15 protein-coding genes are annotated in these 16,672 nt (G+C 69.0%); 8 read left to right on the forward strand and 7 right to left on the reverse strand.

Features of this window, described 5'->3' with window-relative positions; genetic code table 11:
• Positions 1 to 70 precede the first annotated feature (70 nt).
• The 5 genes from choX to BM175_RS06170 all read right to left on the reverse strand — a co-directional run bounded on the left by choX (position 71) and on the right by BM175_RS06170 (position 7,218).
• Positions 71 to 1,012 (reverse strand): choline ABC transporter substrate-binding protein, encoded by a 942-nt coding sequence (choX, locus tag BM175_RS06150; RefSeq protein WP_090960749.1) that lies wholly within the window; start codon positions 1,010 to 1,012, stop codon positions 71 to 73.
• Positions 1,013 to 1,155: 143 nt separating this feature from the next.
• Positions 1,156 to 4,311: an efflux RND transporter permease subunit gene (locus BM175_RS06155; protein WP_090960751.1), complete on the reverse strand. Its 3,156-nt coding sequence runs from the start codon at positions 4,309 to 4,311 to the stop codon at positions 1,156 to 1,158.
• Positions 4,308 to 5,447, reverse strand: coding sequence for an efflux RND transporter periplasmic adaptor subunit (locus BM175_RS06160; RefSeq protein ID WP_090960754.1), 1,140 nt, complete (start codon positions 5,445 to 5,447; stop codon positions 4,308 to 4,310). The genes BM175_RS06155 and BM175_RS06160 overlap by 4 nt, the downstream gene beginning before the upstream one ends.
• A gap of 113 nt (positions 5,448 to 5,560) precedes the next feature.
• Complete coding sequence (locus BM175_RS06165; protein WP_090960757.1) at positions 5,561 to 6,298, reverse strand: pseudouridine synthase; 738 nt, start codon at positions 6,296 to 6,298, stop codon at positions 5,561 to 5,563.
• Positions 6,295 to 7,218 (reverse strand): class I SAM-dependent methyltransferase, encoded by a 924-nt coding sequence (locus BM175_RS06170; RefSeq protein WP_244545893.1) that lies wholly within the window; start codon positions 7,216 to 7,218, stop codon positions 6,295 to 6,297. The genes BM175_RS06165 and BM175_RS06170 overlap by 4 nt, the downstream gene beginning before the upstream one ends.
• Before the next feature lie 184 nt (positions 7,219 to 7,402).
• Between BM175_RS06170 and BM175_RS06175 the strand changes: the two genes are divergently transcribed.
• From BM175_RS06175 to BM175_RS06205, 7 genes are all read left to right on the forward strand, one after another.
• Positions 7,403 to 9,559 carry a TonB-dependent siderophore receptor gene (locus BM175_RS06175; RefSeq protein ID WP_090960763.1) on the forward strand — a complete coding sequence of 719 codons (2,157 nt, stop codon included), beginning with the start codon at positions 7,403 to 7,405 and terminating at the stop codon, positions 9,557 to 9,559.
• A gap of 101 nt (positions 9,560 to 9,660) precedes the next feature.
• The gene (locus BM175_RS06180; protein ID WP_090960765.1) at positions 9,661 to 10,086 is read left to right on the forward strand and encodes a thiol-disulfide oxidoreductase DCC family protein; all 426 of its coding nucleotides are present in this window, start codon (positions 9,661 to 9,663) and stop codon (positions 10,084 to 10,086) included.
• The gene (locus tag BM175_RS06185; RefSeq protein ID WP_090960767.1) at positions 10,083 to 10,640 is read left to right on the forward strand and encodes a DUF4166 domain-containing protein; all 558 of its coding nucleotides are present in this window, start codon (positions 10,083 to 10,085) and stop codon (positions 10,638 to 10,640) included. The genes BM175_RS06180 and BM175_RS06185 overlap by 4 nt, the downstream gene beginning before the upstream one ends.
• A gap of 220 nt (positions 10,641 to 10,860) precedes the next feature.
• A complete protein-coding gene (locus BM175_RS06190; RefSeq protein ID WP_090961272.1) occupies positions 10,861 to 12,063 on the forward strand; it encodes an ABC transporter permease in 1,203 nt (400 codons plus the stop codon).
• A complete protein-coding gene (locus BM175_RS06195) occupies positions 12,060 to 12,998 on the forward strand; it encodes an ABC transporter ATP-binding protein (RefSeq protein WP_090960770.1) in 939 nt (312 codons plus the stop codon). Before BM175_RS06190 ends, BM175_RS06195 begins: the two co-directional genes overlap by 4 nt.
• Positions 12,995 to 13,732, forward strand: a complete 738-nt coding sequence (locus tag BM175_RS06200) for an ABC transporter permease (RefSeq protein WP_090960772.1) — start codon at positions 12,995 to 12,997, stop codon at positions 13,730 to 13,732. Before BM175_RS06195 ends, BM175_RS06200 begins: the two co-directional genes overlap by 4 nt.
• 30 nt (positions 13,733 to 13,762) lie before the next feature.
• On the forward strand, positions 13,763 to 15,145 hold the full coding sequence (locus tag BM175_RS06205; RefSeq protein WP_090960775.1) for a deoxyribodipyrimidine photo-lyase: 1,383 nt from the start codon (positions 13,763 to 13,765) through the stop codon (positions 15,143 to 15,145).
• Positions 15,146 to 15,149: 4 nt separating this feature from the next.
• On the opposite strand, the gene BM175_RS06210 is transcribed toward BM175_RS06205, so the two are convergent.
• Complete coding sequence (locus tag BM175_RS06210) at positions 15,150 to 15,842, reverse strand: SDR family oxidoreductase (RefSeq protein WP_090960778.1); 693 nt, start codon at positions 15,840 to 15,842, stop codon at positions 15,150 to 15,152.
• 94 nt (positions 15,843 to 15,936) lie between these two features.
• Here BM175_RS06210 and BM175_RS06215 point away from each other — a divergent pair, with 94 nt between their 5' ends.
• Positions 15,937 to 16,122 (forward strand): DUF2256 domain-containing protein, encoded by a 186-nt coding sequence (locus BM175_RS06215; protein ID WP_090960781.1) that lies wholly within the window; start codon positions 15,937 to 15,939, stop codon positions 16,120 to 16,122.
• Here BM175_RS06215 and BM175_RS06220 read toward each other — a convergent pair.
• Complete coding sequence (locus BM175_RS06220; RefSeq protein ID WP_090960784.1) at positions 16,097 to 16,501, reverse strand: diacylglycerol kinase; 405 nt, start codon at positions 16,499 to 16,501, stop codon at positions 16,097 to 16,099. The two genes, BM175_RS06215 and BM175_RS06220, sit on opposite strands and share 26 nt — an antisense overlap.
• Between the last annotated feature and the right edge of the window lie 171 nt (positions 16,502 to 16,672).

Here is a 16,672-nt window from a genome sequence, read left to right on the forward strand (position 1 = left end):
CGCCAGAAGGATGCAGGGGCTGCCGCGGCATTGACCGCGACAGCCCCGTTCCGTCAAGCCGGATGCGGCGTCAGCCCTCGACGCTCGCCTTCACGGCGGCAAGGCCCGGCTGGCCGTCGAGCGTCTCGACGCCCGCGAGCCATCCGTCGAGAACGCCGGGGTTCGCCTTCAGCCAGTCCTTGGCGGCCTTTGCCGGATCGGTGCCGTCGGCGAGCGCCGCCATGATCTGGTTCTCCTGCTCGACCGTGAAGACCATCTGGCTGAAAAGCTTGGCCGCGTTCGGGCATTCGGTCTTGTAGCCGGCGCGGGCCAGCGTGAAGACCTCGGCGCCGCCGAAGTTCGGGCCGAAGAACTCGTCGGCGCCCGACAGGTAGGTGATGCCCATGTTGTTCATCGGGTGCGGCGCCCAGCCGAGGAAGACGACCCAGTTCTTGGACCGTTCGGCGCGCTGCACCTGCGACAGCATCCCCTGCTCGCTGGAGTCCACGAGCTTCCAGCCGGCGAGCCCGTAGTTCGGGGCATCGATCATCGACTGGATGTTGATGTTGGCAGGCGCGCCCGACTCGATGCCGTAGATCTCCTTGCCGAACTTGTCGGCATTGGTCGCAAGATCCTTCACGTCCTTGACGCCCGCCTCGGCGACGTAGTTGGGCACGGCTAGCGTAAACTTGGCGCCGGTCAGGTTGCGCGTTAGTTCCTCGGCGGTGCCGTCCACCTCGAGCTGCTGGCGAAACTTCGCCTGCGCGGGCATCCAGTTGCCGAGGAAGACGTCGGTCTGCTTGTTGGCGAGCGCCTGGTAGCCGACCGGAACGCCGAGCGTCTCGACCTTCTGATCGTAGCCGAGGCCCTTCAGGACGACGCCCACCAGAGCGTTGGTCGAGGTGATGTCGCTCCAGCCGGGATCGGACATGCGTACGGTCTTGCAGGAGGCGGGATCGGCGGCCTCTGCCACCCCGACGGCGCCAAGGCCCAGCGAGAGGGCGGCGATGGCGATCGATGCGTTGCGGATCATGCGCGTCTCCTGTCGTCCGCCCCGGCGGACCGCGATGGGAGCGCCGCTCCCGGTCCCGCCATCTCAACGGCAGAGACCGAAAAGCACAAGGCCATTCCGTTGCGCCTCCGAGCCTTTGCACGGAACGTCCGGCCTCTCCTCGCCTATTCGGCAGGATGGGCGGCCTCCCCGGAATGGGCTTCGTCGGCCGAGCGCGGCAGGAAGGGTCGAAGGCGACGCGCCAGCCCATCGAGATAGGTCAGCGCCACCGGCACGAAGATCAGCGTCAGGACGGTGGACGACAGGAGGCCGCCGATCACCGCATGGGCCATCGGCGCGCGCTGCTCGCCCCCCTCGCCGAGACCGAGCGCCAGCGGCAGCATGCCGAAGATCATCGCGAGCGTCGTCATCACGATCGGGCGCAGGCGCACCTGCCCCGCCTCGGCAAGGCTGTCGCGCAGCGACAGGCCGCGGGCGCGCGCCTGATTGGAATAGTCGACCAAGAGAATCGCGTTCTTGGTCACGAGCCCCATCAGCATGATGAAGCCGATGATCGAGAACATGTTGAGGGTCGATCCGGTCGCGAGCAGACCGAGTAGGACGCCGATCAGCGACAGGGGCAGCGAGGTCATGATCGCGAGCGGCTGGAGGAAGGAGCCGAACTGCGAGGCGAGGATCAGGTAGATGAAGATCACCGCGAGACCGAGCGCCTGGATCGCATAGCCGAAGCTCTCGGCCATGTCCTCCGCCTCGCCGCCGAACGAGACGCGGTATCCCGGCGCCAGCGTCAGCCCGGCGATCTCGCGCTGGAGGTCGGCCACCACCTCGCCGAGCGCGCGTCCCTCGACATTGGCGGAGATGCGCACCTCGCGGGACAGGTCGCGCCGGTTGATCGACGACGGCGCAACGCTGTCGACGACGTCGGCCACCTGATCGAGCGAGACGAGGATCGGCCGACCGCTCGCGTCCTGCCGGCTGGACGCGACGCGCAACTCGCCGAGCTGCGCCGCGCGCTCGCGCCCCGCCTCCGGCAGGCGTACGAGGACGTCGTAGGTTTCGCCATCCGGCGCGTTCCAGACCGAGATCGCGTCGCCCGCCACGAGCGGGCGCAGCGTGTCGCCGATCGCCTGCAGCGACACGCCGAGATCGCTTGCCGCCTCCTGGCGCACCCGCACGGCGAGCGTCGGCTGCTGGTCGTCCAGCGAGGACTCGACCTCGACGGCGCCGGGGATGGCCCGCAGCCGCGCCATGATCTCGTCCGACAGGCGCGTCAGTTCCGCCTCGCCCTCGCCGAGTACCGAGACCTGCAGCGGCTTGGCGCTCGCACCGCCGCCGCCCCCGCCGCCCAGCGAAGGCTGGTTGACCGAGACCGTCAGGCCCGCAATGCGCGACACGCGCTCGCGCAGAGGCTCCGCGAGATCCATCGTGGCGCGCGTGCGCTCGGTGATCGGCTTCAGCGTGACGGCGACCGTCGCGGAGTTGAAGCCGCGCGAGGCGGCGGCGTTCACCGTGGAATAGTAGGTCGCGATCTCCGGCACGCCGGCCAGGATGCGCTCGACCTGCGAAACCTTGCGCGCGGTGTAGTCGAGCGATGAGCCTTCCGGCGTCTCGATCGACACGGTGAACTCGCCGCGATCGCCGGCGGGCACGAATTCCGCGCCGATGCGCGGCACGAGCGCGAGGCTGATGCCGAAGGTGAGAAGGATCGCACCGAGCGTCAGGATGCGGTGGCGGAACGTCCAGCGGATCACGGATGCATATCGCGCGGCTGTCCGCTCGAACCCGCGATCGAACCGGGCGACCAGCCGGCCGAGCGGCCCGCGCCTGGCATCGGGCTGCGAGGCGGGATCGTACCAGACGCTGGAGAGCATGGGGTCCAGCGTGAAGGAGACGAAGAGCGAGATCAGGACCGCCACCGCGACGGTGACACCGAACTCGAGGAAGAAGCGGCCGATGATGCCGCCCATGAAAGCGACAGGCAGGAACACGGCGACGATGGAGAGGGTTGTGGCGAGCACCGCGAGACCGATCTCCTCGGTGCCGTCGATCGCCGCCTGCCGGTGCGACTTGCCCATGTGGAGATGCCGCGTGATGTTCTCGCGCACGACGATGGCATCGTCGATCAGGATGCCGATGGCGAGCGAGAGCGCCAGCAGCGTCATCGTGTTGAGCGTGAAGCCGAGGAGGTGGATCACGGCGAACGTGCCGATCACCGAGATCGGCAGCGTCAGGCCGGTGATGACGGTCGACCGCCAGGAATTCAGGAACAGGAAGACGATCGCGACGGTGAGCAGCGCGCCCTCGATCAGCGTGCGCTGCACGTCGGCGACCTGCGCGGCGATCGAGCGCGAGTTGTCGCGCGAGACGGCGAGCTCGACGCCCTGCCCCGCCAGCTCAACCTTCAGCTTCTCGATCTCGGCCCGCAGAGCGCGGGCGACCGCCACCGTGTTGGTGTCCTGCACCTTCACGACGTCGACGCCGAGCGCCGGCACGCCGCAAAAGGCCGCGCGGCTGGTGAGTTCCGCGCCCGCCTCGCGCACCGTCGCGACGTCGGCGAGCCGGATCGGCGCTCCCTCGTCGGACTTCACGATGATCCGCTCGAAACCGGCGGCATCCGTGATGCGTCCCTCCACGGTGACGTTGCGGCCGGTGATGCCGGCCGTCAGCGTACCGGCCGCGATGTCCTGGTTCTCGCGACGGATCGCGTCCATCACGGTGGCGGGCGCGACGCCGAAGGCCTCCATGCGCTCGGGGTTGAGCAGAACCTGGATCTGCCGCTCGGCGCCGCCGACGATCGCCGTCTGGCCGACGCCCGGCACGGTGTTGAGGCGGCGGGTGATGACCTGATCGGCCAGTGTCGTCAGTTCCGGCAGCGTCTTCGTCGCCGACGAGACGGCCAGCGACAGGATCGGCTGGTCGTCCGGGTTGAAGCGCGTCACCTGCGGCGTGTCGATGCCGTCGGCAAAGCCCGCCTCCAACCGCGAGACCCGGTCGCGCACCTCCTGCGCGGCCGTGCGCGAGTCGGTGTCGAGCGTGAACTCGACGATGACGAGCGAGCGCCCCTCGAAGCTCTGCGAGGTCACGCGATCGACGCCGCCGATCGTGTTCACCGCCTGCTCGACGGGCCTTGTGATCTCGGACTCGACCGTCTCGGGCGAGGCGCCGGAATAGGTCGTGGCCACCACGACGACCGGAAGATCGACGTCCGGAAACTGGTCGAGGCCGAGCCGGCCGTAGGAAAACAGGCCGATCACCACGATCGCCGCCATCATCATCGTGGCGAAGACCGGGTGCGCGACGCTGATGCGGGTGAGGATCATGCGGGGCCGGGGCCCTCGATCGTCACGGCCGTATCCGCCTTCAGATCGGGCAGCGGCGCGACGACCACGGTGTCGCCGGGCGAAACGCCTGACATGACGACCACGAGCCCCTCGCGCGGCAGCGTGGCTCCGGCCTCCACGGGACGCCGCTCCAGCTTTCCGCCGGCGGCCGCCAGCACGAAGGCGCCCGCTTCGTCCTGCCGGATGGCGGCGGGCGGCACGGCGACGACCTTGTCCATCGCCTCGACCGCGATCTCGCCGACCGCGAACATGCCGCCGCGGATGGCGTCGTCCGTGTTGGGGATCGTCACGAAGACGGTGATCGCGCGAGAGTTGGCCTCCGCTTCCGGCGCGATGCGCGACACGCGCCCATCGAACAGGCGGTCGCCCGCGCCCTCGAAGCGCAGACGCGCCGTCTGGCCGACCGCGATCTCGCCGATCCGGCTCGTCGGCACGCTGGCCGCGACCTTGATCGTGGAGAGGTCGACCAGCTGGAGCAGTTCGGTGTTCACGGCGACCGTCTGGCCGGGCTCGACCGGCCGCGCGGCGACGACGCCGTCGAACGGAGCGGTCACGACCGCATCGTCCAGCGCCTTTCGCGCGTCGGCGACCTCGGCCTCCAGAGCGCGGGCCTGCGCCTGAAGGTTGAGAAGCTGAGACTGCGCGCTGAGAAGATCGGCGTCCGACGTGATGCCGCGCGTGCCGAGCTGCTGGCGCCGCTCCAGCGTCCATTCCGCCAGCTTGATCTCCGATCGCCGCGCCTCCAGCGTCGCTTCGCGCGCCGACAGGGCCGAGCGCAGGAGTGTCTCGTCGAACCGCGCCAGCACCTCGCCGGCCTTAACGGCCTGCCCCACCTCGACCGTCACCTCGGATAGGCGACCCGAGACCTCGGCCGTCACCACGGCGCGGCGGATCGGCCGGGCGGGACCCGAGACCGCGACGGTGCGGGCATAGTCCCGCGCCGCCACCGTCTCGACCTCGAAGGCGGCAAGCTCGACCGGTCCCGTCGCGCGCGCGGCAGGCGCCAGCACGGCCGCATCCGAGCGCTCGGTGCCGCGGTCCAGCGCGACATAGGCGCCGGCGCCGAGCCCGACGATGAGGAGGCCCGTCAGAAGCCTGCGAAGCCTTGCGGCCATGTCTTGATCCGGTATCCGTTCGAACAGGGGCCGAGAGAAGCGCGAAAGCTTGGCCTCAGCGTGACATCGTGTCGCCGACCATCCGCGTCAACCGCGGCGCGACGCCCCGCCGCTCAAGCGGCGAAGATCGCGGCGAGATCGTCGGCCGACAGGCGCCGGATCGCGCCGGGCGCGAGATCGGACGGGAGCGCAAGGCCGCCGATCGCCTCGCGGTGCAGGGCCTCCACGTGGTTGCCGGTCGCCGCGAACATGCGGCGCACCTGATGGTAGCGGCCCTCGTGCACGGTCAGGAGCGCTTCCCGCTCTCCCACGACCGCGAGTTCGGCCGGCTTCAGGGGCTTGTCCTCGCCCTCAAGCATCAGCGTGCCGGACGAAAACAGCGCCGCCTCGTCGCCCGTCAATGGCCGCGCGAGATGGGCGCGATAGACCTTGGGCACATGCCGGTTCGGGGAGATGATGCGATGAAGGAGCGCGCCGTCGTCCGTCATCAGGAGGAGGCCGGACGTCTCCTTGTCGAGGCGGCCGACCGTCGAGATCGCCGGATCGCGGCGGCGCCAGCGCGCGGGAAGGAGGTCGTAGACGAGCGGCCCCGCCTCTTTATGCGAGCAGGTGACGCCGAGCGGCTTGTGCACCATGAGCGCGAAGCCCGGCAGCGGGTCGAGCGGCTCGCCGTCGACCACGAGCCGCGCTTCGAGATCGGGCGTCACCGCGATGCGCTCGTCGGCCCGCGTGAGCGGCGCGCCGTCCAGCCGGATGCGGCCGTTCTTCGCCAGGAGCTGGATCTCGCGGCGCGAGGCGTAGCCGAGATTGGCCAAAAGCTTGTCGAGCCGGGCGGTCGGAGCCTTGGTCATTTGCGCGCTTCGATGATCTTGTAGCCCGCCTCGTCGGCGAGCACGGTCATGCTGCGGAAGGCCGCGCGAAGTCCGTCCTCGTAGGGCATGTGCCGGTTGGCGACGAGGACGAAGGTTCCCGAGCGCCGCAGCATGCGCGCGGCAGCAGCGACAAAGGCCTGGCCCAGCGCACGGTCTTCGATGCCTTCGGCATGGAACGGCGGATTGGACACGACGAAATCGAGATCGGACAGCGGCACCGAGCGCACGTCCGCCCAGAGGAACCGGGCGCGCGCATCTGAGACGTTCTTCCTCGACGCCTCGACCGCCCGCCGGTCGAGCTCGACGAGCGTCAGCTCCTCGACGGCGGGCGCCGACAGAACCGCGCGCGCCAGCACGCCGAGCCCGGCGCCGAGATCGGCGCCGCGCCCCGAGAAGGCCGGGAGATGGCGCGTGAGGAGGGCGCTGCCCGGATCGGTGCGGTTCCAGGAGAAGACGCCGGGCTGCGAGTGGAGGCCGGTCTCCTCCACCACCGTCGGCGCCCCTTCCGCGATCGCGGCGTCCAGACCGATCGGAGCGTCCGGCCGTTCCACCCGGCAGATGCGCTGGCGCGCCTTGGACCGCTCGGCCACCGCGCAGCCGAAGGCTTCGAGCTCCCCGCGCAGGCGCTGTCCGCCCTTGTCCTTGGGTGCCAGCACGTCCAGCGTTCCGCCCGGTCGCAGCGCCCGAAGGGCCTGCGCCAGCACGTGGCGGCGCTCGATCGAGCCGGGCGGCGCGGCGACGACGGCTTCCTCCAACGTCGCATCGGGAAGGCTGTCGAGCGCGACCGAGCCCGGCCGTAGCGGCGACACCTGAACGGCGTCGTCCGGCACGTCGAGAAGGTCGGATGGCGGCGCGCCGTAGACGGCGCACCGAACGGAAACGGAAGGAATGTCGCTCACCCCCGTCCCATAGCGCATTTGCGCGCCCTGTCGAAGGAGGCGCCGGCATCGTGTGGAGACGCTCTTCCACAGGCTTGCTGCACCTCGTCAGTTGGACTGACGTTTTTGGGGGCAACATACTTGACTATTTCAGTCATGTTTGAGAGGGCATGCCACGAAATCGCCATGAAGTGAAAGCCGACCCATGCCCCTCACCCGTCCTTCCATCCGTTCCGCACGACGCGTCGCCCTTCTGGCCGGCGCAGTGATGGCCGGTCCGGCACTCGCGCAGGACGTGGTGCTCGACACCGTCGTGGTGGATGGCGCGGGGAGCGGCGCGGCGTCGGGGGGCGTCGGCGTCGGCGGGGGGATCTCGACCGAGGGCTATGTCGGGCGCGAGGCGCGCGTCGGCACCAAAACCGATACCGACCTGCGCAAGGTGCCGCAGGCCGTCTCCGTCATTTCGCGCGAAGAGCTCGACGACCGCAACGTGCAGACGCTGGTCGAGGCAGCACGCTACACGGCGGGCGTGCGAGCGGGCACGTTCGGCTTCGACCCGGCGTTCGACACGCTCTTCATCCGCGGCTTCAACGTCGCCAACACGGGCTATTATCGCGACGGGTTGCGCTCGCTCGGCGGCTCCTTCGCCTACTTCCGCAACGAGCCCTATGGCCTTGAAGGTGTGTCGATCCTGAAGGGACCGAGCTCGGTCCTGTACGGCGCCTCCGCGCCCGGCGGCATCGTCAACCTCGTGACCAAGCGCCCGACCGACGCGCCGTTCCGCGAAGTCGTCGGCCAGATCGGCACGGACAGCCACTATCAGGCGAACTTCGACGCCTCCGGCCCGCTCGGCGGCAACGACAACGTGCTCTACCGGATCACCGGGATCGAGCGTTCCGCCGACACCGAGTTCGTCGCCGCCCGCGACGACCGCACCTATATCGCCCCGGCCTTTACGCTGCGCTCGGACGATCGGAACACGCAGTTCACGTTCCTTGGCGAGTACACCGACACCAAGTCAGGCGGCGGGCGCGGGTTCTTCACGACACCCGACGCCCGCATCACCGGCATCGAGCAGGGCGACCCGGCCTTCCGCGACCTCGATCAGACCCAAGGGCGCGTCGGCTACGAGTTCGAGCACCGCTTCAACGATACGCTGACCGTTCGCCAGAACCTGCGCTACCAGACGATCGCAACCGACATGCGCTTCGTCTCGGTACTCGGCATCAACCCGGACGGGCTGTCGGCGAGCCGCAGCGCGGGCGAAATCCTGGACGACGCCAAGGGATTCGCGGTCGACAACCAGATCGAAGGCAAGTTCGAGACCGGCGCCGTCGGCCACACGCTGCTCGGCGGGCTCGACTACACCTATTTCGACGGACAATACCGCTACGGCGGCTCGTCCGCGCCGGATCTCGACCTCGTCACCCGAAACTACGGGCAGCAGCCGATCTTCGCGCCCACCTCGCACAACCTCGTCAATACGACGACGCACCAGAGCCAGATCGGTCTCTACCTGCAGGATCAGGCCGAGTACGAGCGCCTCGTCCTGACGGTCGGCGGTCGCTACGACTGGCTCGACACGGATACGTTCAACAACAACGACCCCGATGCGACGGTTCGGGCCGAGGATCGGAACTTCTCCGGCCGGGTCGGTCTCTCCTACCTCTTCAACAACGGGATCACCCCTTACGCCAACTACTCGACCTCCTTCGCCCCGACGGTCGGCACCGCCTTCGACGGCAGTGCGTTCGATCCGACGGAGGGCGAGCAGGTCGAGGTGGGCGTGAAATACGCGCCAGAGTGGATCGCCCTGACGGTGGACGCCGCCCTGTTCCGCATCGAGCAGAACAACCTCCTCGTCACCGACCCGGTCAACACGTCGAGCTTCTTCCAGGTTCAGACGGGGGCGGTGCGCTCGCAGGGCTTCGAACTGCAGGCGAACGCCGCCCTCACCGACGGTCTCAGCCTCGTTGCGGCCTACTCCTACACCGACATCGCGTTCACCGAAGGCGAGAACGTCGGCAACCAGGTCGCCGGCATTCCCGAGCACCAGTTCTCGCTCTGGGGCAATTACGAGGTCAGTTCCGGCGTCGCCGAAGGTCTGGGCTTCGGGGTGGGCAGCCGGTTCCTCGGCGCCAACGCGGCCAACGACACGAATACGCGCGAGAACGACTCCCGCATCCTGATCGATGCGGCGATCAGCTACGACTTCGGCGCGGCGAACCCGAAGCTCGAAGGCGTGCGTGCCCAGATCAACGCCAACAACCTCTTCGACAACCGGGCGGCCCTCTGCAACAACGCCTACTGCTACCGCGAGCAGGGTCGCGACGTGATCGGATCGCTGCGCTTCCGGTTCTAGTGCTCCACGACGTCGCACGGGCTTTCCCGGCGCCGCCGCGCGGTCTACCTCTCCCGCGGCGGCCTCGTCGAAGCGCGGCCTGCGCCGCAGAGGACGATCGGATGCGAGAGGCCGCCCAGTTGAGACCCGAGACGGACGGCCCGATCATCCTGTTCGACGCGGAATGCGTCTTGTGTTCGGCCAACGCCCAGTTCGTGCTCGACCACGACAAGGCGGGGCGGTTCCGTCTGGCCTCGATGCAGGGCGATGTCGGGCAGGCGCTCTACAGAAGGCATGGGATGGATCCGAACGATCCCTCCACCATGATCGTCGTCGAGGGCGATCGGCTGCGCCGCGACAGCGATGCGGTCCTCAGCATCTACGAGCGGATCGGCTTCCCGTGGAAGCTGATGGGGGTGTTCCGGCTCGTGCCCCGCCCGATCCGCGACGCGGTCTACCGGTTGGTCGCCCGGAACCGCTACCGGCTGTTCGGAAAGCGCGAGACGTGCTGGGTGCCCGCCCCCGAGTATCGCGGCCGCATCCTTTGAACGCAGACCCGTCGGCCTATCAGGTCGTGATGGGCGCAGCGTTCGCAGACCTGCCGGATCCCGTGCGCGCGTTCCATTCCGGCCGGGGTCCGCATCGCTGGGTCGGCACCGCCTCGATCCGCCGAGGCGGCGGCATTCTCGCTCGTATGGCCGCCGCGATCCTCCGTTTTCCCCTACCCGGCGAGGCGGTGCCCGTCACCGTGACGGTCGAGCCTCATGGGGCGGGCGAGATCTGGATCCGTGACTTCGGCGGGCACGTCCTCCGGTCCACGCAGTGGGCCGAGGTCGACCGCGGCGAGCCGCTCCTCTTCGAACGGTTCGGACCGGTCTGCGTCGCCACAGCGCTCGTCCTCGACGCCGGCCGCCTCGAACTCGTCCAGCGCCGCGCCTGGTGCCTTGGGTTGCTCATGCCGCGATGGCTGCCAACGTTCGGTGAGGCGTTCGAAACGCAGGGCGGCGGCAGCTTCTGCTTCGACGTCACGATCCGGGCGCCGGTGATCGGCCTCGTCGTCGCCTATCGCGGGCACCTGAACGAGGCTCCGGCTCCCGACTAGTTTCGCGCGAACGCGCGCCCGATGGGCGTGCCATGCGGTCGCGGGAGGGTGTGCACCCCTGACGAATCGTTTGCCTGCCCCATAATCTCTGGGTGACGCGGGGCGACCCGCACGCAGACCATGGCCTGCCCGCGAGGCGCCGATCCCGCGACGAGCACCGGAGACAGAAGCCATGTCCGCCCTTCTCCTTCCGACACCGCCGGCGGAGGCGAACGAGCCGATGCTGCGTTCGGATACCGACATGGTGCAAAGTCGGAAGACGGCATTGCGGCTCGATAAGATTGGCCTCCCCTCCGCGCTTCTCCTGTTCGGCGCCCTGGCCTTCCTGCCCTTTGCGACCGCGAAGGCCAACCGGATCGTACCGGGCGTCGCGAACAGCTTCACGGCGTCGCTGCCATCCGGCACCGGCGCCGTTCTCCTTGCGATCCTCGTCGCCCTCGCCGCGCTCGGCGCCGTTCGCCTCGGGCCGACGCTGCGTGTCGGCGTCGCGCTCGCGGGCCTCGTGACCCTGCTTCTTGCGATCGGCATCGCGCCCGGCGTCCTCGCCGCACCCGAAAATCCCTATGCGCGCGTGTCGCCGGCATCGGGTTTCTGGACGGCGCTTTGCGCCTTCGCGCTTCTCTTCACCGACGCGCTGACGCGGCTGCGGCCGGGACCCGTGCTGCGGCTGGTACTTCTGGCCGCCATCCTCTTCGTCATCGGTGCCCTCCTGGCCACCGGCCATTTCGACGGCCTGTCGGTGATGCGCGAATACGCCGTGCGCGCTGGCACCTTCTGGTCGGAGGGCGCCCGGCACCTCGCACTGGCGTTCGGCTCCATGGCCGTCTCGGTCGCGCTCGGCGTTCCCTTTGCGGTGCTGGCCTGGCGCATGGAGGCGCTACGCGCGCCGGCGCTCGCCGTCCTCAACGTCGTCCAGACCGTGCCCTCGATCGCGCTCTTCGGACTTCTGATCGTGCCTCTCGGCTGGGTGGCGCTGCATGTGCCGGGCGCCTCGGCGCTCGGCATTCGCGGCATCGGCGCCGCGCCGGCGCTGGTCGCGCTCGTCTTCTATTCGCTGCTGCCCGTGGTCGCCAACACGCTGGCCGGCCTTGCCGCGGTGCCCGATGCCGCGCGCGACGCTGCGACGGGCCTCGGCATGACACGGCGCCAGCGCCTCCTCGGCGTCGAACTGCCGCTCGCCCTTCCCGTCATTCTCGCCGGTATCCGCATCGTTCTCGTCCAGAACATCGGGCTCGCGACCGTCGCCGCGCTGATCGGCGGCGGCGGGTTCGGCGTCTTCGTCTTCCAGGGCCTCGGTCAGAACGCGACAGACCTCGTGCTCCTCGGCGCGCTCCCGACCGTCGCCCTCGCCTTCGCCTCGGCCACGGTGCTCGATGCGGCCATCGACTTCGCCTCCATTTCGCCCAAGGGGACCGCGCCATGATCGAGATCCGCCGCGTCACCAAGCGCTACGACGCCGGCCCCGTGGTGGACGACGTCTCGCTGACGATCGAGCCGCGCACGGTGATGGCGATCGTCGGGACCAGCGGCTCGGGCAAGACGACCCTGATGCGCATGATCAATCGGATGATCGAGCCGACATCGGGCGAGATCTGCATCGACGGCACCGACATTCGCTCGGTGCCCGGTCCGCTGCTTCGCCGCCGTATCGGCTACGTCATCCAGAACCACGGCCTCTTCCCGCACCGCACGGTGGCGCAGAACATCGCGACCGTGCCGCGCCTTCTCGGCTGGAGCGAGCGTGAGATCGGGGCGCGGGTGGAGGAGCTTCTCGAACTCTTCCAGATGCCCGCGCGCGACTTCGCCGACCGCCTGCCGCAGGAACTGTCGGGCGGCCAGCAGCAGCGCGTCGGTGTCGCCCGCGCGCTCGCCGCCCGGCCCAACATCCTCCTGATGGACGAACCGTTCGGCGCGCTCGACCCGATCATCCGCGCCAAGGCCCAGAGCGACCTCGAGGCGCTGCAGAAGGCGACCGCGACGACGATCGTGCTCGTCACCCACGACATGGAAGAGGCGATCCGCCTCGGGCATCGCATCGCCGTCATGCGCGCCGGGCGCGTCGTCCAGTGCGCGACGCCTTCCGAAATCCTCGCGCGTCCCGCCGACGGCTTCGTCGAGGAGATGGTCGGCAGCGGCGACCGGGCGCTGCGACTCCTCGCGGTGGAGGACATCGACGGGCTTCTGGAACCCGGCGAGGCGTTCGGCGCGCCGCTTGCCCGCGGACTCAACCGGCGCGATGCCTTGGCCGAACTCCTCTGGTCGGGCCGTGAGTCGGCTCCGGTGCTCGACGAACGGGGCATTCCGGCCGGCATCATCCGCCGCGATGCGCTGATTCAGAGCGCGGCGCGCCCGGCGTGAGCCTCGCCGCTCCCATCGCACGCACGCTGGCGCTGGCCCTCCTGGCGGCGGTCGTGCTGACGCCGCAAGCCTTCGCGCCGCTGCTGCAGCCGTTGGTGACGAACGGCGCCCCGGCGATCTACACGCAGACCAGCCTTCTGGCGCTCACTGTCAGCCATCTCGAACTCGTTCTGGCGTCGATCCTTGCCGCCTTCGTGGTGGCGACCGGGCTCGCGATCCTGGTGACGCGGCGCTTCGGCGCCGACTTCCTCCCCCTGTCGCGCAGCATCGTCAATGTCGGCCAGACCTTCCCGCCGGTCGCCGTTCTCGCGCTCGCCGTGCCGGCTGTCGGCTTCGGTCTCGCGCCGACGCTCTTCGCGCTCTTCCTCTACGGGCTCCTGCCGATCTTCGAGAACGCGGTGGCCGGCCTCAACGCGGCGGGCCCCCCGGTGATGGAGGCCGCACGCGGTGTCGGGCTGACGCCGTGGCAGCGGCTCTGGCGGGTCGAGCTGCCGCTGGCGCTGCCGCTCATCGTCTCCGGGCTCCGCCTCTCCGTCGTCGTCGGCCTCGGCACGGCGACGATCGGCTCGACCGTGGGCGCGCCGACGCTCGGCGAGGTCATCATCGCAGGGCTCCTGTCCGGCAACACCGCTTTCGTGGTGCAGGGCGCCGTGATCGTCGGGCTCCTCGCCGTGCTCGTCTTCGACGCCCTCTCCCTTTTGGAACGCCGTCTCGCTCTGCCGCGTCGCGGCTGACCCCTTTTCCCCGTATCGAGGACCCGTGGCATGACCATCCAGCCGCAACGCATCCGCATGCTGAAAGAGGGCGAGCCGCGCGAGGACGGCGCCTATGTCCTCTACTGGATGCAGGCGGCCAAGCGCGCGCACGGCAACCATGCGCTGGAGTATGCGATCGACCGGGCCAACGAGCTCGATCTGCCGCTGGTCTGCGTCTTCGGGATGACAGACGCCTTTCCCGACGGCAACGCGCGGCACTACCACTTCATGGTCGAGGGACTGGCCGAGGTGGAGGCCGATCTCGCCAAGCGGCATGTGACCTTCCACGGCGCGCTCGGCGACCCCGACGAGATCGCCCTCCGGCTGTCGAAGAAGGCCGCGCTCACCGTGTGTGACCGCGGCTATCTCCGGATCGAGAAGGAGTGGCGGCGCAAGCTTGCGAAAGCCATCGACTGCCCGCTGCACCAGATCGAGACCGAGACGGTGGTCCCTGTCGAGACCGCCTCGCCCAAGCACGAATACGCCGCGCGCACGCTGCGTCCGAAGATCCACAAGCTCTGGGACGAGTTCCTACAGCCCCTGTCTGAGCGGCGGGTGAAGCACAAGCAGGCCGCCGACGTTCCGAAGTCGAAGCTCGACCTCTCGGACCCTGCCAAGCTCGTCGCCTCGATGAAGCTCGACCACAAGATCGGCGCGGTCACGCGTTTCCGCGGTGGCCAGGGCGAGGCGCGCAAGCGCCTCAAGGCGTTCCTTGGAAAGTCCTTCGCGACCTACGGCACCGATCGCAACCGGCCGGAAGCGGCCGCCGCCTCGCACATGAGCCCCTACCTTCATTTTGGACAGATTGGGCCGCTGGAGATCGCGCTGGCCGTCCGCGAGGCCAAGACAGGCGGCGACGAGGACAAGGCGTCCTACCTCGAGGAGCTCATCGTGCGGCGCGAGCTGGCGGTGAACCACGTCTTCTACGAGGAAAAGTACGACGACTACGCCTGCCTGCCGGACTGGTGCCGCAAGACGCTAGGCGAGCACGCCAAGGACAAGCGCGAGCACATCTATTCCGAGAAGGAGCTCGCCGCCGGCGAGACGCACGATCCCTACTGGAACGCCTCGATGCGCGAGATGCGCGAGACCGGCTACATGCACAACCAGCTGCGCATGTACTGGGGCAAGAAGATCCTGGAATGGTCGGCTTCGCCGGAGGACGCCTTCCGCACGACGCTGCGGCTCAACAACCGCTACTTCCTCGATGGGCGCGACGCCAACTCCTTCACCAACGTCGCCTGGCTTTTCGGCCTGCACGACCGGCCGTGGGGCAAGCGGCCGGTGTTCGGCAGCATCCGCTATCTCGGACCGGCGACACTGAAGAAGTTCGATGCCGACGCCTATGTCGAGACGGTCGACAAGCTGGCGAAGGCCGAAGCCGACCGCTGACGCCTCACCACTCGATGGGCTTTCCGTCATAGGCGACGAAGCACCCGCTGCGCTCGGCCGGCAGGGCGTCGAGCGCGGAGAGGAGCGCGGCGGCGGAATCGTCGGGGCTGAGGCGGTCATGATGGGCCGCGAAGGGTTCCGACAGGCGCGTGGCAACGGTGCCGGGATGAAGCGCCGCCAGCACTGCCTCGGGGCGCTGGCGCGCCACCTCGATTGCCGCCGTGCGCACGATCTGGTTCAGCGCCGCCTTGGCCGCGCGATAGGAGATCCAGCCGCCGAGGTGGTTGTCGCCGATCGATCCGACGCGCGCGCTCAAGGTGCCGAAGAGCGAGCGGCGGCCGCGCGGCAGGCGCGAAACGAAATGCTTCAGGATCAGCGCCGGGCCGATCGCGTTGACGGCGAACTGGCGCGCCATGCCGGCCGGCTCGATGGCGCGCAGGGCCTTTTCCGGCCCGTAGCCGTCGAGTTGAAGGCCGCCGGTCGCGTCGAACAGGAGATCGAATTCGCCGCTGCCGAGACGCTCGGCCGCCGCTGCGATCGAGGTCTCGTCCTCGAGGTCGAAGCCGTCGCGCCGCGACAGGCCGACGGCCTCACCGCAGCGCTCGTCTGCCTGCAGGGCTTGCAGAACTGCGCTGCCGATGCCCCCTGTCGCGCCGAACACCAAGGCCCGATAGCCCGTCTGCAGCGATGGCAGCATCCTGATCCTCCTCCTCCGTCACATGCCGATGGATGGCGCTGGAACCACGCGCCGCTTGGTTCGGTTCCTGCGACCAGACCGCGCGAGGACACCCATGGCCAAGATGCGCCGCAAGGCCGACCTGCCGCAGAAGACCTGCCTCAACTGCGGTCGCCCTATGGTCTGGCGCAAGGCTTGGGCGAAGACCTGGGACGAGGTGCTCTACTGCTCCGACCGCTGCCGCGCCGAGGCGAAGCGCCGCCGCGCCGGCGACCTCAGAGAAACGACGTCGAATCCTTGAGGAGCACCGCCGCGCAGAAGGCCGCGTTGGCGACGAGCAGGCAGAAGACCGCAAACGAGCCGAGATCCTTGGCGTGCTTGGCAAACGCCGAGAATTCCGGCGACACGCGATCGACGATGAGTTCGATCGCCGTGTTGACGGCCTCGATTGCGCCGAGGATCGCCAGAAGAACGAGCTGGATGAGAAAGGCGGCCGTGGAGGCGCCATGGAGCGCCAGAAGCACGACGAGCACCAATCCGAACAGGATCTCGTGCCGGAAGGCCGGCTCGCGCAGGAGCCGCCGCCCGCCGTTGATCGAATAGCCGGCCGCCGCCAGAATGTGCTCGATGCCCTTCAACTTGGGGGGCGGGAGGCCGGCGGACGTTTCGGGATCGGACATGGGCCAAGCGCTCGAGGGGTTGAGTCGGCAACTCGCGCGACGCACAAGCCGCGCTACGGCAGGCGAATGGCGAGAGAATGGCTTTCGACCGACCTTCGACCCGTTTCGCATTCCCATCTCTAGTCGATGCATCGCCCCTTGCCGCACAACTCGTCGTGTTCGGGCTGCATG

The sequence above is a fragment of the Aureimonas phyllosphaerae genome (genome assembly GCF_900113065.1).
Lineage (GTDB): Bacteria > Pseudomonadota > Alphaproteobacteria > Rhizobiales > Rhizobiaceae > Aureimonas > Aureimonas phyllosphaerae.

Excerpts from the sequence above, each read along its gene's own strand:
- choX (WP_090960749.1), bottom strand. The coding sequence starts at position 1,012 with ATGATCCGCAACGCATCGATCGCCATCGCCGCCCTCTCGCTGGGCCTT.
- BM175_RS06155 (WP_090960751.1), bottom strand. The coding sequence starts at position 4,311 with ATGATCCTCACCCGCATCAGCGTCGCGCACCCGGTCTTCGCCACGATG.
- BM175_RS06160 (WP_090960754.1), bottom strand. The coding sequence starts at position 5,447 with ATGGCCGCAAGGCTTCGCAGGCTTCTGACGGGCCTCCTCATCGTCGGG.
- BM175_RS06165 (WP_090960757.1), bottom strand. The coding sequence starts at position 6,298 with ATGACCAAGGCTCCGACCGCCCGGCTCGACAAGCTTTTGGCCAATCTC.
- BM175_RS06175 (WP_090960763.1), top strand. The coding sequence starts at position 7,403 with ATGCCCCTCACCCGTCCTTCCATCCGTTCCGCACGACGCGTCGCCCTT.
- BM175_RS06180 (WP_090960765.1), top strand. The coding sequence starts at position 9,661 with ATGCGAGAGGCCGCCCAGTTGAGACCCGAGACGGACGGCCCGATCATC.
- BM175_RS06190 (WP_090961272.1), top strand. The coding sequence starts at position 10,861 with ATGCTGCGTTCGGATACCGACATGGTGCAAAGTCGGAAGACGGCATTG.
- BM175_RS06195 (WP_090960770.1), top strand. The coding sequence starts at position 12,060 with ATGATCGAGATCCGCCGCGTCACCAAGCGCTACGACGCCGGCCCCGTG.
- BM175_RS06205 (WP_090960775.1), top strand. The coding sequence starts at position 13,763 with ATGACCATCCAGCCGCAACGCATCCGCATGCTGAAAGAGGGCGAGCCG.
- BM175_RS06210 (WP_090960778.1), bottom strand. The coding sequence starts at position 15,842 with ATGCTGCCATCGCTGCAGACGGGCTATCGGGCCTTGGTGTTCGGCGCG.
- BM175_RS06215 (WP_090960781.1), top strand. The coding sequence starts at position 15,937 with ATGGCCAAGATGCGCCGCAAGGCCGACCTGCCGCAGAAGACCTGCCTC.
- BM175_RS06220 (WP_090960784.1), bottom strand. The coding sequence starts at position 16,501 with ATGTCCGATCCCGAAACGTCCGCCGGCCTCCCGCCCCCCAAGTTGAAG.